Here is a 21,015-nt window from a genome sequence, read left to right as displayed (position 1 = left end):
TCCGTGCGGCCCGGGTCCGGCTTCTTCCATGCTGCCCCCGGCACCGCGCGGACCCAACCCGTGGGCGCCGGTACCCACGGCCCCGCGCGCCCGCCGTGTGCATGTGCCGTCGCGGGCCGCTCACGGAACATCCTCCGCCGTGTGCCCGTCCGGCGCACTCTCTGGCACCAGGCAGCCCAGAGACATGACAAAGGTATAAAAGACTTCATAGTGGTGTATGGGTTCATCTGATGGAACATGTGCCGGAAGATCCAGAAGCTGTCGCCTCATCCCCGTCCAGGGGACCGGGCGATCTCTTCGACGCGTCCAGCGACGCGGCGGCCGTGGTCTCGGTGGACGGCGTCGTGATCGGCTGGACCCACGGCGCCGAAGCCCTGCTCGGCTATCCGCCGTCGGAGATGGTCGGCGCCTCCGTGGCCCGGCTGCCGGCCATGCCCGACGACCCGGTACGGATCGCGGGCATCAGGCGGCGCTGCCGTGCCGGCAACGGCTGGAGCGGGCTGATCACCGTACGGCACCGCGACGGCCGCCTTGTCGACGTGCACTTGCGGGTCTCGGCGTCCTTCCGTGTCGGCGACGACGAGTGCTTCCTGGTCTCGGCGCGTGAGCCGAGTCGTCAGTGGACCATGGGCCAGTCCGTCCTCGACGGGTTCCTGACCCGCTCGCCCCTCGGCATGGCCGTCATGGACTCCGAGCTGCGGTACGTGTGGCTGAACGACACCCTGGAACGCTTTGGCGGGGTGCCCCGCGAGCAGCGGCTGGGACGGCGGCTGAGCGAGCTGCTGCCCGGGTTGCAGGCGGAGAGCCTGGAGGGGTTGATGCGCAAGGTGCTCGCCACGGGGGTGCCGGTGACCGACTACGAGTACGGCGGATGGAGCTGGGCCGACCCGCACCGCCCCCGCGCCTACTCGACGTCGTTCTTCCCCCTCGTGGACGGCGCGGACACCATCACCGGCGTCTGCTACATGGTCATGGACATCACCGAGCGCTGGGACGCCCGCCAGCTGCTGTCGATGGTCAACGAGGCGGGCACCAGCATCGGCACGACGCTCGACGTGCTGCGTACGGCTCAGGAGCTGGCCGACTTCGCCGTCCCCCGCTTCGCGGACTTCGTCGTCGTCGACCTGCTGGAGACCGTGCTCGGCACCGACGCGACCGACGCAGCCGGAGGAGCCGACGCAACCGACGGAACCGGCGGCATCCGGGGAACCGGCGGCGGGGGGCAGGGGCCGTGGCCCCCGGACGCCGCGTTGGCATCCGCCCCTCCGGCGATGCGCCGCGCCGGGCTGTGCTCGGTACGGGACGGCTGCCCCGAAGCCGTGGCGCGCATCGGCGACCCGGTCCGCTTCCTGCCGCCGCCCCACGATGTGGACCTGCTCGTCAACGGCGATCCACTCCTCGTCCCGGTCCTCGATCCGGCCGACCAGGCGTGGGCCACCCAGGAGCCCGCGCGGACCGAGCGGATGCGCGAGTTCGGCCTGCATTCGCTCATCGCCGCACCGATGCGAGCACGGAACACCGTCCTGGGCCTGGCCACCTTCGCCCGGTCGAGCAACCCGGTCTCCTTCGGCTCCGACGACGTCCTGCTCGCCCGGGAGCTGGTGGCCCGGGCGGCGATGTGCGTGGACAACGCCCGCCGCTACAGCAGGGAGCACACGGCGGCGGTCACCCTGCAGCGCAGCCTCCTGCCCCCGGCCCTGACGGGCGGTACCGCGCTGGAGGTGGCCTCCTCCTACCGCCCGGCGGACCCGGCGGGCGGCGTCGGCGGCGACTGGTTCGACGTGATCCCGCTGTCCGGCGCCCGGGTGGGCCTCGTCGTCGGAGACGTGGTGGGACACGGCATCGCCGCGGCGGCGAGCATGGGACGACTGCGCACGGCCGTGCAGACCCTGGCCGACATGGAGATGCCCCCCGACGAGCTGCTCGCCCACCTCGACGACCTCGTGCTGCGGCTGAGCGACGAGGAGGCGGCCGCCGGCACGGCCCCCCACAGCACGGCCACGTTCATCGGGGCGACCTGTCTCTACGCCGTGTACGACCCGGTCACCCGGCGGTGCCGGATGGCCCGGGCCGGCCACCCGCCACCCGTCGTCGTCACCCCCGACGGCCACGCCTACTTCCCGGAGATCCCCGCCGGGCCACCGCTCGGACTGGGCGGCATGGCGTTCGAGTCCGCGGAAGTCGAGCTGGCCGAGCACAGCCTCTTCGGCCTCTTCACCGACGGCCTCATCCAGGGGTGCGACCACGACATGGAACGGGGCATGTCCCGGCTCGCGGGCGTGCTGTGCCGGACCGGGGAAGAGCTCGGCGCGCTGTGCGCGGCCGCCGTGGGGGAACTCGTGCCGGTGCCCCAGCCCGACGACATCGCGCTGCTCCTGACCCGCACCCGCGTCCTCGACCCCGATCAGGTCGCCTCCTGGGAGGTACCCGTCGACCCGGCCGCCGTCGGCGACATGCGGGCCCGCGCCACGCGCCGGCTGGAGGAGTGGGGCCTGGAGGCACTGGCCATCACGACGGAACTCATCGTGAGCGAACTCGTCACCAACGCGGTCCGCTACGCCACCCCGCCCATCCGGCTACGACTCCTCCGTGACGCCCGCCTGACCTGCGAGGTCGCCGACGCCAGCAGTACCGCTCCCCGGCTCAGACACGCCCGGAGCACGGACGAAGGAGGGCGTGGCCTCTTCCTGGTGGCCCAGCTCGCCCACCGGTGGGGCGTCCGGTACACAGGCGATGGAAAGATCATCTGGGCCGAGCAGGAACTGCCCTGAGGCGGGGGCGGGGCGATCACCGCGCCGGCCCTGTGATGGACTTCGAGCGGACCCAGGCGTCCACACGGATCGCGACGGACACACACGCCCAGGACAGAACGGCGGCAGCTGATGGCAGCGACAAGCGGGGCGGGCCACCCCCTGCCCTACGACACCTACCGCGAGGCGATCGCACGGGAGACCCTGCGTTTCGCCGAGGCGGTCAGGGGAGCCGACCCCGAAGGCGCGGTGCCCGGATGCCCGGACTGGACCCTGGGTGACCTCACCCGGCACGTGGGAGCCCTGCAGCGCTGGTTCGCCACCCTGCTGACCGGGCTGGTGCAGGAGCCGCCGCGCAGCCGCGAGGTGGAGCTGGGGCTTCCGGACGATCCGCGGGAGCACGCCGACTGGGTGGCGGCGGGAGTCCCCGAGGTGGCGGCCGTGCTGCGGGCCACCGAGCCCCTGGCGCCGATGTGGGCGTGGGGCGAGGACCAGCACGCGCGGTTCTGGGCCCGCCGGATGCTCTTCGAGACACTGGTGCACCGGATGGACGCCGAGCGCGCCGTCGGCCGGGAGCCGCACATCGACCCCGTCCTGGCGGCGGACGGCATCGACGAGTTCCTCGTCAACCTGCCCTACGCGGGTCTCTTCGCCCCCGGGGTGACCGAGCTGCGCGGAGAGGGCGAGACCATCGCCTTCGGGTGCACGGACTTCGGTGGCGAGGCCGACGAGGAGTGGCGGGTACGACTGGACCCGGACGGCTTCCGTCTCCTGCCGCGCGAGAGCGGCGCGGGCCCGGAGGCCGCGCCACCCACGGTGGTGGTACGAGGACGCGCCGAGGACCTCCTGCTGCTGCTCTACGGCCGTCGCTCCCACGAGGAGCCCGCCTACGACGTCTCGGGGTCGACCGCGCTCCTCGACCGCTGGCGCGCCCGAACGGCCTTCTGACACCACCGGGCTGACACCACCCCGGCCCGCCGACCCCTCCCGTCCTCCCGCGCCTCCCGGCCCTGCCGCCTGTCAGGCGCTCCCGGCCCTTCCCGGACCGCAGGGCGCGGGGGCACCCGCCCGGACGGGCCGCTCATCCGGCGGAGGACGCGTGTCCCGCCGCGGGATCCTCGGCGGGCATGCAGACGGCGAGCGCCGCGGTGTCGTCCTGCAGACGGTCGCGGCTGTAGTCCAGCAGGTCGTCGTGGAGCCGCTCCAGCAGGTCGTGGGGCGGCATCGACCCCCAGGAACGCAGCCGCTCCAGGAGCGGGTAGAAGGCACCGGACGGATTCCGGGTCTCGGTGATGCCGTCCGTGTACAGCAGGAGCTGGTCGCCGGGACCGAACGGGTACACGTCGACCCGGTAGGGCTCGTCGACCAGCATGCCGAGGTTGAGCGGCGGCGCCGAGCGCCCGCGGTCCAGCTCGCTGACCTCGCCGGGGCGCATGAGCACCGGGGGAGGGTGGCCGCAGTTGACGATGCGGACGAGCTGTCCGTCCGTGGGGATCTCGGCGAAGACGGCGGTGACGAAGCGCTCGTCCGTCTCGCCCCCGCCGAGCTGTGCCGCCCTGCGGTTCATGCTCTTCTCCACACGCCCGGCCAGCGCGGCCAGGTCGGGTTCGTCGTGCGCGACCTCGCGGAAGGCGCCGAGCAGGGCGGCGGCTGTCTCGACCGCGAGCAGGCCCTTGCCGCGCACGTCACCGATGAGCAGCCGCACTCCGTGGGTGGTGGGGACGGCCTCGTAGAGATCGCCGCCGATGCGCGCCTCGGCGGCGGCGGAGAGGTAGAGGCTCTCCAGGAGCAGGTTGCCGATCCGGTGGGGGACCGGCCGGAGCAGCACACGCTGAGCGATCTCGGCCACGAAGCGCACGTCGGCGAGTGTGCGCTCACGGCGGATCCGGTGCGCCGCCAGGACCGTGCCGAGAGCGCCCACCAGAGCGGTGCAGATGTACGAGGCCACGTAGTGCCGGTCCCAGAGATAGCCGACGGACCGGCCCGCGCAGCAGGGAGTGCCGGCCAGCACGCCTTCGAAGAGCACCGCGAACATCGTCGTCGCGGCGACCATGACGGGCCCCTGGGTGAAGGCGGCCAGCAGCGGTACGGCGATCAGCGCGAAGCTCACCGGCCAGTCCGCGGGCGTCAGGGGTTCGATCAGGAGGAGAACCACGACGTACAGGACCGGCAGCCAGCGCATCCAGCCCGGGGGCGCGGGCAGTCCGATCCGGCCGGCCGTGCCGATCGCTGGCCGCCGTCCGGTACGCGGATGCCTCACCCGGCGCGCCCGCGTGCCGCGACCCGCGAGGCCCCGCGGACAGAGGGGCACCACGCCTGACGGTTGGGCTTACGCGGCCTTCGCACACCGGACTCCTGTCAAACGGCCCCGACAAGATCTCCAGCCTGCTGTGCCCCGACGCGGCACACCGGCGATTGCTCCACTCAGCGGCATGTTACGCCGCCTGTCCGGGCACGCGCGTAGACTATTCATCGGTCGATGAATTAGAGGGGTGGCCACACCCACCCCTCTCCTCCTCGGAAGGGCGGGACCGCGATGGAACGGACCACGTGCTGTGTGGTGGGTGGCGGCCCGGCGGGCATGGTGCTCGCCCTGCTGCTGGCCAGGGCCGGCGTCCAGGTGACGGTGCTGGAGAAGCACGCCGACTTCCTGCGGGACTTCCGCGGCGACACCGTCCATCCCTCCACCCTCGCACTGCTGGACGACCTGGGCCTCGCCGAGCGCTTCGCCCGGCTGCCGCAACGCCGGGTGGACACCGTGCAGATGCCTGTGGGGGCCGGCCGCTCGACGATCACGGTCGCGGACCTCTCGGTGCTCGACGGCCCTTACAACTACGTGGCGATGGTGCCCCAGTGGGACCTGCTGGAACTGCTCGCGGACGAGGCCCGGCGCGAGCCGTGCTTCCAGCTGCGGATGAACACCGAGGCGACGTCCCTGCTGGTGGAGTCCGGCCGCGTGACCGGTGTGCGCTACCGCACCTCCGACGGCCGTACCGGCGAGCTGCGCGCCCTGCTGACCGTCGCCTGTGACGGCCGCGGATCACTGGCCCGCTCCCGGCCGGAACTGGGGCTGCGCGACTTCGCCTGCCCGATGGACGCCTGGTGGTTCCGTCTGCCCCGCCGGGAGGACGACCCGCGCGGCCTGTTCGGCAGCGCCGGCGACCGGTTCCTGACCGCCATGATCGACCGCGGCGACTACTGGCAGTGTGCCGCCCTCATCCCCAAGGGCACCGACCATCGGCGCCGCGCCGCGGGCCTCGACCGCTTCCTGGCCGACTTCACCACCGCCGTCCCCTGGATGGCCGACCGCGCCGACGCCCTGGACTCCTGGGACGACGTCAAACTCCTCGACGTACGCCTGGACCGGCTGCGCCGCTGGCACCGTCCCGGCCTGTTGTGCATCGGCGACGCGGCACACGCCATGTCACCGGTGTTCGGCATCGGCATCAACCTGGCGGTCCAGGACGCCGTGGCCGCCGCCCGCCGGCTGACCGAGCCGCTGCGCGTCGGGACCGTGCGCCTGCGGGACGTGCGCGGTGTCCAGCGGCGTCGCGGCCCGACGACGGTCGCCACGCAGACACTCCAGCGGATGGCCCACGCCCGCCTGATCGCGCCCGTCCTCCAGGGCCGCCCGCCCCTCGGTGGCCTACGGGGCGCCGGACGTGTCGCACGCCTGGCCGGGGGCGCACGCTGGACGCGCCGTCTGCCCGCGTACTTCATCGCCTACGGCGCCCGACGGGAACGGCCCCCCGAGGCCGCGGTCCGCCAGGGAATCCGTCCAGGGCCGCGCGAGGCCGGCGAGCAGTAGGCCGATCGTCCGGCGGGCCCGGTAGTCGGGGAAGGTGCCGACGCCGACGCACAGGTTGCCGACGCACAGGTTGCCGGGCCAGTACGTCCGCACGGGTGTGGCCGGCGGCGGACGTCGGCGCCTGCTCCGGTCATGCCGAGGCCGGACTCGGCGGCGATCTCCCGCACAGGAGCGTTCACCCCCGCACGGACGAACGCGGCCACGTCGGATCGCTCGCGTCGGCCGCTGGAGGACGGCCGCGTCTGGTTCCGTGGGGATCGAGAGCACCCCTTGCCCGCGAAGCGGAAACAGCGCTCCCTGTCGCCGAACCTGGCAGCCTGCCGGCGCCGCACGGGCCTTCGACGCCCGTCCGGAAAGGCTGCCGCCTCGTGCGCGGCAGCACCACGGCCGCCCCGCCCCGACCGTAGCCGTCGGACCGGTACGCCCTTTCCGCGCCCGGCCGGGGTCAGGACCCGCACGTGCGGGTCACGGCGGCGACGGCCGGACGCGGCCTGCCCGTCGCTACTCGCACCTTCGCGTTCAGCGGGGTCCGCCGCCGTCCGCACCCCGTCGGCCGGCCGTTTCGACGTGCGACGCCAGGTTCGCAAGTGAGGAGGCGATCCCGGCCTCGTGGGCCGTCTGGTCGATGCCGGGGGGCACGTCGGTGGCCGTGACGGACACCTCGGTCCCCGCCGTGGTGGCCGTGAGCTGCCAGGTCATCGTCATGACGCCCGCGTACGCGGGGTCGTCGGCCTCGAACACCGCCCGCTGTACGACGCGTTCGGCCGGAACCAGGGCGGTGAAGGCGACGTCGACGACATCCGTCGCGGTCGATGTCTTGCCGGGGTCGCCCGTGGGGTCGAGATAGGTGAGGACCATCCGGAACCCGCCCCCGGGCCGGGGGTCCCACCGCTCGATCCGCCCACGCATGCCGTCAGGCGGCAGCCAGGCCTCGACGGACTCGCGGTCGAGGAGAGCGCCGTAGACGGTGGCCGGTGGTGCCGCGATCACCCGGCCGGCGCGGTCGGTCCTGCCCATGGCGCGATTCCCGGACGGTGTGGTCAGACCATGGCCGGTGACGTCGTCTTCCGCGGTGGGCAGTGGGGAATGGCCCTCGGTCCACGAGTTCACCCACCCGCACACGCCGCACGCGTACCGGCCGTTCACGCCGGAGATCTCGGTGCCGCAGCGTCCGCAACCCGTCGTCGTGATCTCCTGGCCCTCGAGGAAGGCCGCGGTGGCCGCAGTCTCGGGGGTCGGGCCCCCCTGTCCGGGCTTCGATGTCGCACTCACGACACCGACCCTATCCGCCGAACCCGCACGGCACCGAAGGCCGGGCGCCGTAGCGGCACGAGTGGCCCCTCGGCGGGTGGGGGCAGGTCAGGCGACCCAGCCGTTGGTCATGCCGAGGACCGCGGAGCCGTCCAGGTCGGTGAGCTTGGTGCCGACGAAGTCGCGGGCCCAGTCGGAGGTCTGGAGCCGGAAGGCGGGCTCGGCCGCGGTCAGCGCCTCCAGCACCGACTCGGCGGCTCCCTCGGCGGACTGGGCGCCGTCGAGGAACTGTCCGACGGTGCGGTTGAGATAGGTGTCCAGCTGGGGCCCGTACACCCCGGCAGCGGCGGCCGCCCCCTCCAGGTCGACGCCGGCGTTGGCCACGAACTCGGTGGCCACGGCGCCCGGCTCGATCACGCAGACGGACATGCCGTGCGCCGCGGCCACCGGGGCCAGGCTCTCCATGTACCCCTCGACGGCGAACTTGGCCGCGCAGTAAGCCTCGTTGAACGGCTGTCCGATCACACCGCCGACGCTGGTCACGGTGATCAGCCGGCCGCCGGACGCGCGCAGATGGGGCATGGCGGCCTTCGAGACGTTGAGCACGCCGAAGAAGTTGACCTCCATGACCTTGCGGACCTCGGCCACGGACTCGTTCTCCAGGGTGCCGAGGTGCCCGGCGCCCGCGTTGTTGACCACGGCGTCCAGGCGCCCGTGGTCGGCGATGACGCCGTCGATCGCGGCGGTGATCGAGGCCTCGTCGGTGACGTCGAGCCGGCGGATGTCGAGTTCCACCCCCGCCTCGTCGGCTGCCTTGCGCAGGGCGTCGGAGCGGCTCGGGTCACGCAGGGTGGCCACCGTCGTCCAGCCGGCGCGCGCGGCGGAGACGGCGGCGGCGAGGCCGATACCGGAGGAGGTGCCGGTGATCAGGACGACCTTGGGGGACTGGGAGGACATGAGGAGGCCTTTCGGTGGCGGAGGTCGACGCATTTGAGTGCGTGTACACACACCATACTCGACTTTCCGTGCGTGTGCACACAACCGCTAATCTGGTGGCATGCCGAACGACGTGCCGAAGAAGAAGCTCACCCAGGCGGAGATGCCGGCCGCCGACTACGCCTTCTACGGGCTGGTCTGGGCGGGCACCGTCCTGACGGACCGCGTGGACCGGGCCCTGATCAAGGCACACGACCTGCCGGTCTCCTGGTTCGAGGTGCTGCTCTGGCTGGCCGCCAGCCCCGACCCGGTCCCGGCCTCCGTCCTGGGCAACAGCACCATGCTCAGCCGGAGCCAGGTCTCGCGTGTCGTCGACGCCCTCCAGAGCCGCGGCCTGGTCACCCGCACCCCCTCACCGCGCGACGCCCGCTCCGTCGAGGTCTCGCTCACCCCCGACGGCCACCGGCTCTTCGAGGCGGCCGACGCCACCCGCCGGGCCTGTCTCGCCCCCGTCTTCACGGACCTCCTCGACGAGGACGACCTGCGGGCACTCGGCAGGGTCTGGCGGAAACTCAAGGCCGACAAGGACGCCTAGCCCCCTGACCCGGTGCCGGTTGGTCCTTCGCCGGGTGAACCTTCACCGGCTCCCCGGCGTCACGGGAGGGACCGATCGCGAGGGGGAGCACCATGACCGCCGGGCATTACCGGATCCGCACCCTGTCCGCTGCCGCGCTGGCCGGAGCCCTGCTGTGGCTTGCCACCGCGTGTGACGCCGAAGGTTCCACGTCGTCCAAAGCCGCCCAGGGGCGCCACGGCGCCCGGAGTGAAGGCTCGAGCCGCTGGCGGGAGCCCGACTCCTACGCCTACACCCTGACCTCGACCACCCAGGTCCTGGCGGGAACCTTCCGGGTCGAGGTCCGCGGCGGTACGGCGACGAAGGTGGCCGGGCTCGACGCGGACAGCCGACGGCAGGTGCGGGAGGGGCACGTCGAAGTGCCCACGCTCGGACAGCTGTTGGCGAAGCTGGAACACGCTCGCGGTGCCGACGCGCACACGGCGCGAGCCGAGTACGCGGCCGACGGGCACCCCACGCTGATCAAGCTGGACTGGGACGCGAACACCGTCGACGACGAGGCCCTGTATGTCATCAGCGGCTACGAGGAGCGGTGATCCCGCGTCTTGTGACGTGTCGGCCGGACGCATAAAGTGCGGCCGGTGGACGCGGCGTTCACGCCACCCGAGGCCATCCCGTCGACCGTCGCGCCTCCGGCCCGCCACCGCTCCACGCCCCCGCCCCGCCGAACGGTGAGCCCACCCATGAACCAGCCCGCCACCACCCGGCACGAGCCGTCGGACGAGCACGGCGCCGAGGTCGGCACGGCCGCCTGGTGGAGCGGGCGCCACGCCGCCCGGGTGCACCGGCGTTCCCGGCCCGGCGGCATCACCCTCGACCCCATCATGGACGCCTCGCTCCGGATCGCCGACGAACAGGGCCTGGACGCCCTGACGATGCGAGCCGTGGCCGACCGGACGGGCCTACGGCACACCTCGCTGTACCGGCACGTCCCGAGCCGCGGGGCACTGCTCGTGGAACTCGTCGACCACGTGCTGGGAGAGATCTCCCTGCCCACGCCCGGCGAGGACTGGCGCGTCGGCACCGAGGCGGGGGCACGGGAGTACCGCCGTGTGCTGTTGGCGCACCGCGCGCTGGTGCCCCTGCCGGCCCGCGGGCAGCTGCTTGGCCCCCACGCCATGCGCGCCCGGGAACGCGGACTCGGGCTGCTGACCGGGGTGGGCTGGTCCGCCCGGGAACGCGGTACGGATCCACCTCACGGTCACCCACCACGTGGTCGGCGCGGTGCTCCTGGACGCCGGGGGAGCGGTCCGCACGCCGGGCGAACGTACCGCCGTGACCGGCCTGTTCGCCTCGCTGCCGCCCGGGGCGCATCCGCTGGTCACCACCCACTCCGCGCTGCTCGGCGCGGTGGACGCCGACGAGGAGTTCGCTTTCGGCCTGCGGTGCCTGCTGGACGGCATCGCCGAAACACGGAAGGCTCGCTGATGCCACGGACCGCCATGCCCACCGGCGCGCGATGGGCCGAGGGGGGAAACAGGATCACCGTGCGGGGGCGCACCGGCCCGCACAGGCTCTTCGTCCGCCAGGACGGCCCCGCCGACGGTCCACCGGTGACGCTGGTGCACGGTTTTCCCACCTCCTCCCACGACTGGTCGCCGACCGTGCCCCGGCTGGCGGCGCGGGGGCACCGGGTCACGACCTTCGACCTGCTCGGCTTCGGACACAGCGACAAACCGCGCCGGCACGCCTACTCGGTGCTGGAGCAGGCCGATCTGGTGGAGGACGTCTGGCGCGTCCTCGGCGTCGGCGACACCGCGCTGGTCGCCCACGACTACGGCGTGAGCGTGGCACAGGAGCTGCTCGCCCGCGATCCCGCGCGGATCACCCGCATGGTCTGGCTCAACGGAGGCCTCTACCCCGACCTGCACCGGCCTGTCCGGGTCCAGCGCCTGCTGCACGGGCCGCTCGGCCCGCTGCTCACGCATGCCGTCACCGAACGCGGCTTCCGCGCGACGATGCGCCGAATCCTGGGCAGATCCGTCCCCGACGGCGACCTGCACGAGATGTGGGAGAACGTGTGCCATGACGGCGGCCGTCTGCTGGCTCCCCGGCTGCTGCGCTACATCGACGAGCGGCGCACGCACCAGGAGCGCTGGATTCCCGCGCTGGAAGGCTACGGCGGTCCCACACTGTTCCTCTGGGGGCCGGCCGATCCGATCAGCGGCGCCCATGTGCTGGCGCGGATCCGGCGACGCGTGCCGTCCGCGACCGTGGTCGAACTCGCGGACCCGCCCGCCGTCGGGCACTATCCCCAGATCGAGGCCCCGGACGAGGTCGCCGCGCACCTCGCGCGTTTCCTCGGCACCGTCTGAGCCGCCGCCGCGGTGCCGTGAACGGCCTCCTGATCCGGCCGCCTGCCGTACGCCCGTCTCGCCATACGGGCGGGTAATCGCAGCTGAGTCGTGTAACCAGTAACGATCTTGACTCATCCCTTGTGCGAATCCAGGTCCGATCTAGCCTCCCGGCATGGCATTTCTTTCGAGCCGCCGCAAAAAAGCGCGACTTGCCCCGGAACTCGACGATCAGGAGCTCGGCAGACTCCTGAAGTCGCTGCTGGCCACCACCAGGACGGGCACGATCGCGACGACGGACCTGTGCGTGGCCCAGATCTCCCGACTCCTCGACCAGGAGGAGGGCGACTGGGACCGCAAGGGTCACCGCATCTCCGTGCTGGCGGACTACCTCGCCGCGTCCCACCTCGCGCGGTCCTGGACCGCGCGCGAGCCGCGCAACGCGAACGCGCTTCTCCTGCACTCGTGGACGCAGCTCGCGGTCGGACGCTCCCAGGGTCGGCTGGAGAGCGCGGACGCCGTCGTCGAGAGCTGTCTGCGGGCCGCGGAGATCCTCCCGCAGGACCCCACCCCATGGGTGATCCTGCTGGGCGTGGCCCGCCTGGAACGCTGGGAGCAGTCCCAGGCGTTCGGGGTGTGGAACGAGGTGCTCGCCCGTGACCGCTGGAACCGGGAGGCCTATCTGAACATGCTGGGCTACCTCTCGCCGGACGAGGCGGGCTCACGGATGCAGGTCCTGGACTTCGTGGACGCGCTGGGCGCACGCATGCCGGCGAACGCGCCCTGCGCCGCGACCGAACTCACCGCACAGGTCGTCCAATACCAGGCGGTCCTCGACCGGGGTGGCTTCGAGGCACTGGTGGCGCGCAACCACTGGTCCCAGACGATGGCCGCCCAGGCGCTCGACCGCGTCGCCCACACCTGGGCGCAACCGGGATTCCTCCAGCACGCCAGGGCACTCGCCGACCTCAACCTGCTCGCCTACGCGCTGCTGGCCGCCGACCGGCGCCGCGAGGCACGACCGGTGTTCGAGGCGCTGGGCGGCACCGTCACCGAGTGGCCCTGGCGCGCCGGTGGAGATCCCGTGACCGAGTTCGACCAGGGGCAGCGCAGAGCGATGGCGGGCCAGTGACCGCCTTCCGGCGATCGCCGGGCCGCCCCGGTCACGGCACTGAAGGCGACGCGCGGCCGGCCGGCCGACCGGCCGGGAAGGGTCAGAGCCTGGACCCGAAGTCCTGAGTCCACCACGGGCCGCCGCCGCCCTTGTGCACACCGACGCCGAGGTTCTTGAAGGAGCAGTTGAGGATGTTGGCGCGGTGGCCGGGGCTGTTCATCCACGAGTCCATCACGGCCTGCGGGGTCTGCTGCCCCTCGGCGATGTTCTCCCCGTACGTCGACCAGCGGTAGCCCGCGGCGGTGATGCGCTGTCCGGGGTCGGCCCCGTCCGGGTTGGTGTGGTCGAAGAAGTTCCGGGCGGCCATGTCGTCGGAGTGGCCCTGCGCGGCCCTGTCCAGCTGCGCGTCCTCGGTGACCGGTCCGCAACCCGCCGTCGCACGCTCCTTGTTCACCAGCGCGATCACCTGGGCCACGGTGCCCGAGGGAACCGGATCCGACGGCGCGGGCGGGGACGCGGGCCGGGAGGGGTGCGGGGTCCGCGTGGGAGAGGCGGCGGTCTTTTTCGCCGGGCGCGGTGTCTTCGCGGGGCTGCTCGCCTTCTTGCTCGCCTTCTTGCTCGGCGACGAGGTCGGCTTGGGTGACGCCGTACCGGCCGACGGAGAGGAAGAGGACTCGGACGCACTGGGCGCGGAGAGGTCCACGGCGGGAGCACCGGTGGCGCGCGCGGTGATCGTGGCGTCGCCGCCCGCACCGTCGTCGGTCCCGAAGTACCAGAGGCCGCCGCACGCCACACAGGCCGCCACCACCGCGCCGCCCACCGCCCGGCGACGGATGCGCCGGCGCCGGCGCGCCGCGCCCCGGGAACCCCTCTGACCGAGAACCGCTCGGTTCCCGCCCGCCGGACCGGTGCCGGCGGACCCGGCGGACGGGCCGGCCGCGGACGCCGAGCCGGCCAGGTCCATCCGGTCCGCCAGGGGACCCCACTTCGCGAGCAGGGCGGGGGAGACAGCGACCAGCGCGAGACCGGCCAACAGTCCCTCCGCGGGCATCAACCCGCTCCACAGACCGGAACACCGCACGCAGCCACGGGCGTGCCGGGCTATTCGCTTGCGCCACAACGCGGAGGGCCGGCCGTCCCAAGAGGCCAGCACACCCCGCAGTTCCTCGCACGGCGGCTGCGCCTCCAGCGCCCGCACCACCACGCGCGCCGCCTCCAGTTGTGCCTTCATGCGCTGCACCCGGACCGCGGTGTGCTGCGGCGAGAGCTCCAGGGCGGCCGCCACCTCGCCGCGGGTCAGCTCGCCGGCGCACTCCAGCCACCACAGCGACAACAGCCCACGGTCCTCGGGCTCCAGCCAGCGTGTGGCCCGCGCGGTCTCCAGGCGCTGACCGGACAACTGCAACCGCACCATCGTCAGGTCCACGAAGTCGGCGCCGGGGTCCGCGAGTTCCTCGGCCTCCTCCACACCGCCCGGCACGGACTGCCGGGCCTGCCAGTGCGTGCGGACCTGGTTCATCGCGATCGCCACGATCCAGGAGCGGAAGCTCTCCGGAGCACGCAGTTCACCCAGCCCGTCCAGAGCGCGGAGCATGGTCTCCTGCACCACGTCGTCGACATCGACCGAGCCGTTCAACGCGCGGCCCACGACGTTGTAGACCAACGGCAGATAGGCGCCGACCAGTGCGTCCTGAGCCGCGGCATCGCCTGCTCGGGCGGCGGTCACCAGTGCCGTCGTGTCCACCGTGTGCTGTGTGCTCATCAGAAAGCGTCCCTGTCCTCGATGCCGGACGGTGCTGTCCGACACCTGGGAGACCGCTCGGCGCGCCCCGAATAACAGTTATTCGGAGGCGTGTTCTACGAGAGGGTCGTCGCACCGGGCGACGACCGCAATGAAAGGGATCACAGTGGGACGCCCCCTCGGACTCCGGGCAGCGTCTCGTCAGGCACCGGGCAGCGCCCCGTCAGGCGCGATGCCGCCGGGTGACGGACCTGCCCTCGTCGGCCTCGCGTGCCGAACTCCTCGGTGGACCGGGGGCGGCCCGGGCGCCGCGGTCGCGGCGGCGCCCCGGCGATTCAACCCCGGGCCCCCGCGCTGGTACGCGGTGTCAGGCCGCGCTGGTGAGGAGGGGGAGGTAGCCCAGGGCCTGTCCGGAGGCCGTGGGGTGGTAGGACTCGGTGAGGTTCAGCCACTCCACGCTGCGCAGCCAAGGGCTGGACGAGCAGATCTCGTGGCCGGTGAAGACGGTCCGGACGTCGGCGAAGGTGAAGCCGTGCGCGGTGGCGCGCCCGGCGATCACGCCGTTGAGGTGGTCCACGGCCGCGTTGAGCGCGGATCTCTCCTCGCTGTGCAGGCCGCCCTGGCAGGTGCCCCGCACCTGGTAGAAGTGCGGATAGCCGAGCACCACGACATGGGCGCCGGGAGCCTTCGCCCTGATGGCCGAGTAGAGCCGGTCCAGGTTGGCCGGGAGGACCCCGTCCATGTAGGAGCGCGCACGGGTGACCGCTGACAGACAGGCGGAGGTGCCGGGCAGCACGCAGGTCGCCATGACGCGGCCGTATCCCGAGTCACTGCCCCCGACGCTGATGCTGACCAGGTCGGTACGGGCGTCGAGGGGTCCCAGCTGCTCGGCCAGGACATCGGTGGTCCGGGCGCCGTTGCACGCGGTGAAGCTGAACGAGGAGGCGTGGGTCGCGGCCCACAGCACGGGGTACGCCCGGCTGCTGCGGAAACAGGCGGCGTCGGAGGTGACGTAGTCACCGGCACCCACACCGGCCGAGTAGGAGTCGCCGAGGGCCACGTAGTCCAGCGCGGTTGCTCTCGGCGCCGCGGGCGCCGTGGCGGGGCCGGTGAACGCACTGGCTGCGACCGCGACCAGGAAGGCGGACGCGCACGACACTATTCGGGACCGTCTCATACCTCTGCTATAGCGGTGCCTCCCCGCTCCCGCCCGCCGCGCCCGTCGGCCGCGCTCGGCCGCGTTGACAACCCGCCCGACCGCTGCCGCTACCGGCGCGCCCGCCTGTCGGCGAGGGTGCCGGCCCGGGCTGACGGGTGGCAGGCCAGGTCCGTCCCTCGGTGGAGTTCACCCGGTGAGCCGTCACCCGTACGGCGGTACCGCGAGGCGCCCCCGGGGCAGGCTTCGAGCCGCTCGAAGCGCGCGTCCGGACCGCGCCACACCTCGGCGCTCCCTCCCGGTTCGAGGGCGGGAATGCGTGAGGGGCTCGGCTGGTTATAGCCCGCGTCGCCGTACGGGAGCCGCGACAAGGGGCAACGGCCCCTGGCGGAGCGGCCGGGTCGGCCGCCCGTGGCGGGCCGGGTGCGGCGGAATCGGGAATAGCGCGGACTTCCGCGGTGTTGGACAGAAGTGACATGCCCACGGCAAGTCTGGGTGTGTGAAGGGAGAAACCTCATGGCACGCGAGACCGTGCGTCCCGTCGTCAGGCTGAAGTCGACGGCGGGAACCGGCGTCACCTACGTGACGCGAAAGAACCGTCTGAGCGATCCGGACCGGCTCGTGCTCCGCAAGTACGACCCGGTGGTCGGCAGGCACGTCACCTTCCGCGAGGAACGCTGACCCAGCGGCCGACGTCCGAGAGCACCACGCACGCCGTCCGAGAGCACCACGAGCAAGGAGGCACACCCATGAGGTCCGGTATCCACCCCGAGTCCCGGCCGGTCGTCTTCCGCGACCGCGCGGCCGACGCCCTCTTCCTGACCCGTTCGACGGCGACGGCAGCGCAGTCGATCGAGTGGGAGGACGGGAACACCTACCCGCTGATCGACGTCGAGATCTCCTCGGCCAGCCACCCCTTCTACACCGGCACCGCGAGGGTGATGGACACCGCCGGCCGTGTGGAGCGCTTCGAGCGCCGCTACGGCCGCCCGGCCGTGTCCCGCCACTGACGGCGGCCTTCCCCACTCCGACCGCGAGGAGAACCCGGCCATGAAGGTGCGCAAGTCCCTGCGTTCGCTGAAGTCCAAGCCCGGCGCCCAGGTGGTGCGCCGCCGCGGCGTGGTCTTCGTCGTGAACAAGAAGAACCCCCGCCTCAAGGCCCGCCAGGGCTGAGACACGACGGCGGGGAGACGTCCCGGCCCGGTCCCGCGCCATGCGGTGCCGGGCCCGGCCATGTCACCGCGAAGCTCGCACCCGTCGACACCCGTCAAGGAGCATGACGGAACGTATCGGCCGGTAGCCGGTCCTCGCTCCCTCGCTCCCTCGCCCCCTTCTCCGGCTTGTCCGGGAAGGGACTGTCGGCTCCGGTGGGGGCGCGCAGTACGGTGGCGGCGACTCGTTCGGAGGTCACCGCCGATGCCGCAACCGCTCGAAGCCGAAGCCGAAGCCGGCCCGGTTCTCGCCGAGGTCGTCCGTTCGGGGTTCGTCGAGGGACGGCACCGCGGCAGTCTGGTGTTGCTCGCCGCCGACGGCTCGGTGGAACTGGCGCTCGGCGACGCGACGCGCCCCGTCTTCCCGCGCTCCGCCAACAAGCCCATGCAGGCGGCCGCAGTGCTGCGGGCCGGCGGCTCGTTGGAGGGGCGACGACTGGCCCTCGCGGCCGGAAGCCACTCCGGCGAGGAGTTCCATCGCGACCTTGTGCGCACCATGCTCGCCGAGCACGGGCTGAGCGCACGGCACTTGCGGTGCCCGCCCGCCTTCCCACTGGACGAGGAGGAGCTGGAGGCCTATGTGGCGGCGGGCGGCCGACGCGACCGGGTGGTCATGAACTGCTCCGGCAAGCACACGGCGATGCTGGCGGCCGCCGCGTCGCGTGGCTGGCCGCTGGAGACGTACCTCGATCCGGACCATCCGCTCCAGCGACTCGTCCGCGAGGAGGTGGAGTCGGCGGCGGACGAGCCGGTGGCCGCCGTCGGGACGGACGGATGCGGGGCGCCGCTGATGGCCATTAGCCTCACCGGACTCGCCCGTGCCTTCCGCCGTTTCGTCCTGGCCGGGCCCGGCACCCCCGAGCGACGGGTCGCCGACGCCATGCGCGCCCACCCCGAGTACGTCGCGGGCACCCGCCGCCACGACACCTGGCTGATGCGCGAGCTGCCCGGTGTCCTGTCGAAGGTGGGCGCCGAAGCCGTCCAGGCCCTCGCCCTGCCCGACGGCCGTGCCCTGGCCCTCAAGGTCGACGACGGTGTCGCGCGAGCCCTGCGGCCCGTGGTGGCACGCGCGCTCGGTCTGATGGGAGTGACGGCACCCGTGGTGACCCGGGTCGGTCGCGTGCCGTTGCTGGGCGGGGGACGGGAAGTGGGGGAGGTCCGGGCGGCGTTCTGAGGTGGCGGGACGAGAAGTCCTGCGGCCGCGCACGGTCCTGATCGGCCACCGTGCGCCACCGTGCCGCCCACCGCCGCGCAGCCCCGCCCGGCACCCGCCGCGGGCGGGGCGTGCCGGATGGTTGGGCCGCCGCGACCAGGGCACTCGTCGTGGGCTCCGCGTCCGATCGACCAACCGGGAGGTACGGGTGGCCGTACGTCATCGACTGATCAAAGCCAGTCCCGACGTGGTGTGGGACGTCCTCGCCGACGGCACCCGTTACGGGGACTGGGTGGTGGGAACCGCGTCCTCCGAGCCCAAGCGCGGCCAGTGGCCGCAGGAGGGGTCGTCCATCGGCTACGAGATCCGGCTGGGCCCCTTCAGCCTCGGAAACGAGACGGTCGTACGGCGTTGCCGGGAGAAGTCCGTCCTCGAACTGGAGGCACGCGCGGGATTCCTCGGCACCGCCCGTATCGCGATCGAGCTGCGGGAGTGGGGCCGGCACTGTCTCGTCATCGTCGACGAACACCCGCTCCAGGGTGCCGGGGGCACCCTGCACAACAGCGGATTCGAGGTGCTGATCCAGCTGCGCCACCGCACCATGCTCGCCCGGCTCGCCAGGCTATGCGAGGACGGTGAGCGCGACAGGGCCCGGCAGCCGCGAGGCGAGGAGGCGGCCGGTCATGCCTGACGCCGTGGTGATCGGCGCGGGACCCAACGGGCTGGTCGCCGCCAACATCCTCGCCGACGCGGGATGGAGCGTCCAGGTGCTGGAGGAACAGCCCGAACCGGGGGGCGCCGTCCGCCACGACCAGGGGGTGGACCCCGACTTCGTCAGCGACCTCTTCAGCTCGTTCTACCCCCTGGCCGCCGCTTCCCCGGTGCTCTCCGCCCTCCGTCTGGGGGACCACGGGCTGGCCTGGAGCCACGCCCCGCAGGTGCTGGCGCATCCGCTGAGCGACGGACGGTGCGCCGTGCTGGACCGGCGTATCGACGCCACCGCCGCGTCCCTGGAGGAGTTCGCACCCGGCGACGGGGCGGCCTGGCGGCGCCTGTTCGCCCTGTGGCAGACCCTGCGCCCGGATCTGCTCGACGCCCTGTTCACCCCCTTCCCGCCGGTCCGGGCCACCGCCCGGCTGGCCCGGACACTGCGGGCCGCGGGCGGTCTGCGGACCGCACGGACCCTGATCCTTCCGGTGCGCCGGATGGGGGAGGAGGAGTTCCGCGGCGAGGGCGGCCGGCTGCTGCTGGCCGGCAACGCCCTGCACGCGGACCTCGCCCCCGAGGCGGCGGGCAGCGGAGGCTTCGGCTGGCTGATGTCGATGCTGGGACAGACGTACGGCTTCCCCGTGCCCGTCGGCGGCTCCGGCGCGCTGACCGAGGCACTGGTACGGCGCCTGCGGGCGCATGGCGGAGAGCTGCGCTGCGGCGAGCGGGTGGAGCGGATCGCCGTACGCGACGGGCGGGCCGTGGGCGTACGGACCGCCGGCGGGGAGACGGTTCCGGCGGCGCGGGCCGTGCTGGCCGACGTGGCCGTGCCCGCCCTCTACCGCGAACTCGTCGGCGCCGAGCACCTGCCCGCGCAGCTGCTGGACGACCTGCGGCGTTTCCAGTGGGACTTCGCCACCTTCAAGGTCGACTGGGCGCTCGACGGCCCGGTGCCCTGGCGGGCCGAGGCCGCCCGCACGGCCGGCACCGTACACCTGGCCGACGGCGTGGACGAGCTCACCCGGTTCGCCGCGCAGATCGCCATGCGCCAGGTGCCCGACCGTCCCTTCGCGCTGTTCGGGCAGATGACCACCTCGGACCCCACGCGCTCGCCCAGGGGCACCGAGTCGGCCTGGGCGTACACACACGTGCCGCGTGAGATCCGGGGAGACGCGGGCGACGAGGGCATCACCGGCGACTGGGGCCCGGCGGACCAGGAACGCATGGCCGACCGGGTGGAGCGGCAGGTCGAGCGGTTCGCGCCGGGCTTCCGCGACCGGGTCCGCGCCCGCCGCGTGCTCGCCCCGCCCACCCTCCAGGCACTGGACGCGAACCTCCTGGAGGGTGCCATCAACGGGGGCACGACCAACATCCACCAGCAGCTCGTCTTCCGGCCGGTACCCGGCACCGGGCGCCCGGAGACCCCCGTCGCCGGCCTCTTCCTCGCCTCCGCCGGGGCGCACCCCGGCGGTGGCGTGCACGGCGGCCCCGGGGCCAATGCCGCCCGCGCCGCACTGCGCGCGCACCGGGCGCCCGCGCTGGCCCGCGCCCAGCGCCTGCTGACGCGCAGGGACCGCACCGGCCGCAAGGTCACCCGTTCGGGCGACGCCGCATCCGGGCGCCCTGCCTCCGGGGAACAGAAGGGTACGGACGACGTCCACCGGCCCGCGAAGGCCGGCATCCGGGCCTACAGCGGAGAGCGGCATGAGTGAGTACCAGGACGGTCCCGACCACCGGCACCGGCGCCCACCCGGTGTCGACGACAAGACCGTCGAAGCCCTCGGGTCGCTGTCGAAGGCACTGGAGACCACCGAACGCGCCCGCGGGCACCTCTACAGCTTCCACCAGCTCACCGGCGGCGCCGACCTGGAGCTGGATCGCACGGTGCGGCTCCTGCGCGAGGCCGGGCACGCCCGGTGGGCGGACGAGGTGGAGCGCGAGATCCTCGGCCGCAACGTCATCCCGGGCCACTGGACGTTCCAGATCGTCGAGGCCTACGACGACACCTACTACCGGCCGTTCCAGGAGCTGGAGCGTGGCGTGGTGGACGCGCTCGCCCAGGGCCGGGGCCACCTCTACGAGGCGGAGATGAAGGAGGCCCGCCGCACCGCCGCCCACCCCGACCACACCGCCCGCCCACCCGCCACGGAGGACTGACCACCCCCGGGTGGCGGGCGCGCCACGCCGGATCGGCGGCCTCCGGCTCCCGACTCGCCGCTCCCGGCTCACGCCCCGCAGCGGGAACGGCGGGCCAGACCC

Annotated in this window: 20 protein-coding genes and 1 pseudogene; 16 read left to right on the top strand and 5 right to left on the bottom strand. The window is 73.0% G+C overall.

From position 1 onward, the window contains the following. Nucleotides 1-230 precede the first annotated feature (230 nt). Together ACIBA9_RS28780 and ACIBA9_RS28775 are read left to right on the top strand one after the other, a co-directional pair. Nucleotides 231-2,771 (top strand): SpoIIE family protein phosphatase, encoded by a 2,541-nt coding sequence (locus ACIBA9_RS28780; RefSeq protein WP_399367454.1) that lies wholly within the window; start codon nucleotides 231-233, stop codon nucleotides 2,769-2,771. 111 nt (nucleotides 2,772-2,882) lie between these two features. Beyond that, nucleotides 2,883-3,698 (top strand): maleylpyruvate isomerase family mycothiol-dependent enzyme, encoded by an 816-nt coding sequence (locus ACIBA9_RS28775; RefSeq protein ID WP_399367452.1) that lies wholly within the window; start codon nucleotides 2,883-2,885, stop codon nucleotides 3,696-3,698. 133 nt (nucleotides 3,699-3,831) lie between these two features. Here the strand turns inward: ACIBA9_RS28775 and ACIBA9_RS28770 are convergent, their stop codons facing one another. Further along, nucleotides 3,832-4,932, bottom strand: a complete 1,101-nt coding sequence (locus ACIBA9_RS28770) for a PP2C family protein-serine/threonine phosphatase (protein WP_399367730.1) — start codon at nucleotides 4,930-4,932, stop codon at nucleotides 3,832-3,834. Nucleotides 4,933-5,286: 354 nt separating this feature from the next. Here ACIBA9_RS28770 and ACIBA9_RS28765 point away from each other — a divergent pair, with 354 nt between their 5' ends. Beyond that, nucleotides 5,287-6,558: an FAD-dependent oxidoreductase gene (locus tag ACIBA9_RS28765; protein ID WP_399367450.1), complete on the top strand. Its 1,272-nt coding sequence runs from the start codon at nucleotides 5,287-5,289 to the stop codon at nucleotides 6,556-6,558. 519 nt (nucleotides 6,559-7,077) lie between these two features. On the opposite strand, the gene ACIBA9_RS28760 is transcribed toward ACIBA9_RS28765, so the two are convergent. After that, a complete protein-coding gene (locus ACIBA9_RS28760; protein ID WP_399367448.1) occupies nucleotides 7,078-7,830 on the bottom strand; it encodes an SRPBCC family protein in 753 nt (250 codons plus the stop codon). An 87-nt stretch (nucleotides 7,831-7,917) separates the two neighbouring features. Next, nucleotides 7,918-8,766 carry an SDR family oxidoreductase gene (locus tag ACIBA9_RS28755; protein ID WP_399367446.1) on the bottom strand — a complete coding sequence of 283 codons (849 nt, stop codon included), beginning with the start codon at nucleotides 8,764-8,766 and terminating at the stop codon, nucleotides 7,918-7,920. A gap of 100 nt (nucleotides 8,767-8,866) precedes the next feature. On the opposite strand from ACIBA9_RS28755, the gene ACIBA9_RS28750 reads away from it, so the two are divergent. The 6 genes and pseudogenes from ACIBA9_RS28750 (at nucleotide 8,867) to ACIBA9_RS28725 (ending at nucleotide 12,805) form a co-directional block, all read left to right on the top strand. After that, nucleotides 8,867-9,340, top strand: a complete 474-nt coding sequence (locus ACIBA9_RS28750; protein ID WP_399367444.1) for a MarR family winged helix-turn-helix transcriptional regulator — start codon at nucleotides 8,867-8,869, stop codon at nucleotides 9,338-9,340. 92 nt (nucleotides 9,341-9,432) lie between these two features. Beyond that, nucleotides 9,433-9,915: a DUF6174 domain-containing protein gene (locus tag ACIBA9_RS28745; protein ID WP_399367442.1), complete on the top strand. Its 483-nt coding sequence runs from the start codon at nucleotides 9,433-9,435 to the stop codon at nucleotides 9,913-9,915. A gap of 147 nt (nucleotides 9,916-10,062) precedes the next feature. Further along, nucleotides 10,063-10,542, top strand: a pseudogene (locus ACIBA9_RS28740) (TetR/AcrR family transcriptional regulator); the annotation flags it as partial. A 25-nt stretch (nucleotides 10,543-10,567) separates the two neighbouring features. Beyond that, a complete protein-coding gene (locus ACIBA9_RS28735) occupies nucleotides 10,568-10,807 on the top strand; it encodes a TetR/AcrR family transcriptional regulator C-terminal domain-containing protein (protein WP_399367728.1) in 240 nt (79 codons plus the stop codon). Further along, nucleotides 10,807-11,694 (top strand): alpha/beta fold hydrolase, encoded by an 888-nt coding sequence (locus tag ACIBA9_RS28730; protein WP_399367726.1) that lies wholly within the window; start codon nucleotides 10,807-10,809, stop codon nucleotides 11,692-11,694. The genes ACIBA9_RS28735 and ACIBA9_RS28730 overlap by 1 nt, the downstream gene beginning before the upstream one ends. Before the next feature lie 154 nt (nucleotides 11,695-11,848). Further along, the gene (locus tag ACIBA9_RS28725; protein ID WP_399367440.1) at nucleotides 11,849-12,805 is read left to right on the top strand and encodes a hypothetical protein; all 957 of its coding nucleotides are present in this window, start codon (nucleotides 11,849-11,851) and stop codon (nucleotides 12,803-12,805) included. 82 nt (nucleotides 12,806-12,887) lie between these two features. On the opposite strand, the gene ACIBA9_RS28720 is transcribed toward ACIBA9_RS28725, so the two are convergent. Both ACIBA9_RS28720 and ACIBA9_RS28715 read right to left on the bottom strand, forming a co-directional pair. After that, nucleotides 12,888-14,549 carry a sigma-70 family RNA polymerase sigma factor gene (locus tag ACIBA9_RS28720; RefSeq protein ID WP_399367438.1) on the bottom strand — a complete coding sequence of 554 codons (1,662 nt, stop codon included), beginning with the start codon at nucleotides 14,547-14,549 and terminating at the stop codon, nucleotides 12,888-12,890. 346 nt (nucleotides 14,550-14,895) lie between these two features. Beyond that, nucleotides 14,896-15,705 carry an SGNH/GDSL hydrolase family protein gene (locus ACIBA9_RS28715; RefSeq protein WP_399367436.1) on the bottom strand — a complete coding sequence of 270 codons (810 nt, stop codon included), beginning with the start codon at nucleotides 15,703-15,705 and terminating at the stop codon, nucleotides 14,896-14,898. A gap of 495 nt (nucleotides 15,706-16,200) precedes the next feature. Here ACIBA9_RS28715 and rpmG point away from each other — a divergent pair, with 495 nt between their 5' ends. The 7 genes from rpmG (at nucleotide 16,201) to ACIBA9_RS28680 (ending at nucleotide 20,913) form a co-directional block, all read left to right on the top strand. Further along, entirely contained in the window at nucleotides 16,201-16,365 is a 165-nt protein-coding gene (gene rpmG / locus ACIBA9_RS28710) for a 50S ribosomal protein L33 (RefSeq protein WP_362156140.1), read from the top strand. Between the two features lie 68 nt (nucleotides 16,366-16,433). Next, nucleotides 16,434-16,694, top strand: a complete 261-nt coding sequence (locus ACIBA9_RS28705) for a type B 50S ribosomal protein L31 (protein ID WP_362156143.1) — start codon at nucleotides 16,434-16,436, stop codon at nucleotides 16,692-16,694. Nucleotides 16,695-16,734: 40 nt separating this feature from the next. Then, nucleotides 16,735-16,857: a type B 50S ribosomal protein L36 gene (ykgO, locus tag ACIBA9_RS28700; protein ID WP_037617513.1), complete on the top strand. Its 123-nt coding sequence runs from the start codon at nucleotides 16,735-16,737 to the stop codon at nucleotides 16,855-16,857. Between the two features lie 243 nt (nucleotides 16,858-17,100). Beyond that, complete coding sequence (locus ACIBA9_RS28695) at nucleotides 17,101-18,069, top strand: asparaginase (RefSeq protein WP_399367433.1); 969 nt, start codon at nucleotides 17,101-17,103, stop codon at nucleotides 18,067-18,069. Between the two features lie 187 nt (nucleotides 18,070-18,256). Continuing rightward, nucleotides 18,257-18,739: an SRPBCC family protein gene (locus ACIBA9_RS28690; RefSeq protein ID WP_399367431.1), complete on the top strand. Its 483-nt coding sequence runs from the start codon at nucleotides 18,257-18,259 to the stop codon at nucleotides 18,737-18,739. Beyond that, nucleotides 18,732-20,468 (top strand): phytoene desaturase family protein, encoded by a 1,737-nt coding sequence (locus ACIBA9_RS28685; RefSeq protein WP_399367429.1) that lies wholly within the window; start codon nucleotides 18,732-18,734, stop codon nucleotides 20,466-20,468. The genes ACIBA9_RS28690 and ACIBA9_RS28685 overlap by 8 nt, the downstream gene beginning before the upstream one ends. Continuing rightward, entirely contained in the window at nucleotides 20,461-20,913 is a 453-nt protein-coding gene (locus ACIBA9_RS28680) for a hypothetical protein (RefSeq protein WP_399367427.1), read from the top strand. Before ACIBA9_RS28685 ends, ACIBA9_RS28680 begins: the two co-directional genes overlap by 8 nt. Nucleotides 20,914-21,015 lie beyond the last annotated feature (102 nt).

It is taken from the genome of Streptomyces sp. NPDC051452 (genome assembly GCF_044454765.1).
GTDB lineage: Bacteria > Actinomycetota > Actinomycetes > Streptomycetales > Streptomycetaceae > Streptomyces.
Note: the sequence above shows the minus strand (reverse complement) of the source record. Positions and strands in the feature narration are given on the sequence as shown.

Excerpts from the sequence above, each read along its gene's own strand:
- ACIBA9_RS28765 (WP_399367450.1), top strand. The coding sequence starts at position 5,287 with ATGGAACGGACCACGTGCTGTGTGGTGGGTGGCGGCCCGGCGGGCATG.
- rpmG (WP_362156140.1), top strand. The coding sequence starts at position 16,201 with ATGGCACGCGAGACCGTGCGTCCCGTCGTCAGGCTGAAGTCGACGGCG.
- ACIBA9_RS28680 (WP_399367427.1), top strand. The coding sequence starts at position 20,461 with ATGAGTGAGTACCAGGACGGTCCCGACCACCGGCACCGGCGCCCACCC.
- ACIBA9_RS28770 (WP_399367730.1), bottom strand. The coding sequence starts at position 4,932 with ATGCGCTGGCTGCCGGTCCTGTACGTCGTGGTTCTCCTCCTGATCGAA.
- ACIBA9_RS28755 (WP_399367446.1), bottom strand. The coding sequence starts at position 8,766 with ATGTCCTCCCAGTCCCCCAAGGTCGTCCTGATCACCGGCACCTCCTCC.
- ACIBA9_RS28780 (WP_399367454.1), top strand. The coding sequence starts at position 231 with ATGGAACATGTGCCGGAAGATCCAGAAGCTGTCGCCTCATCCCCGTCC.
- ACIBA9_RS28695 (WP_399367433.1), top strand. The coding sequence starts at position 17,101 with ATGCCGCAACCGCTCGAAGCCGAAGCCGAAGCCGGCCCGGTTCTCGCC.
- ACIBA9_RS28725 (WP_399367440.1), top strand. The coding sequence starts at position 11,849 with ATGGCATTTCTTTCGAGCCGCCGCAAAAAAGCGCGACTTGCCCCGGAA.
- ACIBA9_RS28750 (WP_399367444.1), top strand. The coding sequence starts at position 8,867 with ATGCCGAACGACGTGCCGAAGAAGAAGCTCACCCAGGCGGAGATGCCG.
- ACIBA9_RS28730 (WP_399367726.1), top strand. The coding sequence starts at position 10,807 with ATGCCACGGACCGCCATGCCCACCGGCGCGCGATGGGCCGAGGGGGGA.
- ACIBA9_RS28745 (WP_399367442.1), top strand. The coding sequence starts at position 9,433 with ATGACCGCCGGGCATTACCGGATCCGCACCCTGTCCGCTGCCGCGCTG.
- ACIBA9_RS28775 (WP_399367452.1), top strand. The coding sequence starts at position 2,883 with ATGGCAGCGACAAGCGGGGCGGGCCACCCCCTGCCCTACGACACCTAC.
- ykgO (WP_037617513.1), top strand. The coding sequence starts at position 16,735 with ATGAAGGTGCGCAAGTCCCTGCGTTCGCTGAAGTCCAAGCCCGGCGCC.
- ACIBA9_RS28705 (WP_362156143.1), top strand. The coding sequence starts at position 16,434 with ATGAGGTCCGGTATCCACCCCGAGTCCCGGCCGGTCGTCTTCCGCGAC.
- ACIBA9_RS28685 (WP_399367429.1), top strand. The coding sequence starts at position 18,732 with ATGCCTGACGCCGTGGTGATCGGCGCGGGACCCAACGGGCTGGTCGCC.
- ACIBA9_RS28720 (WP_399367438.1), bottom strand. The coding sequence starts at position 14,549 with ATGAGCACACAGCACACGGTGGACACGACGGCACTGGTGACCGCCGCC.
- ACIBA9_RS28715 (WP_399367436.1), bottom strand. The coding sequence starts at position 15,705 with ATGAGACGGTCCCGAATAGTGTCGTGCGCGTCCGCCTTCCTGGTCGCG.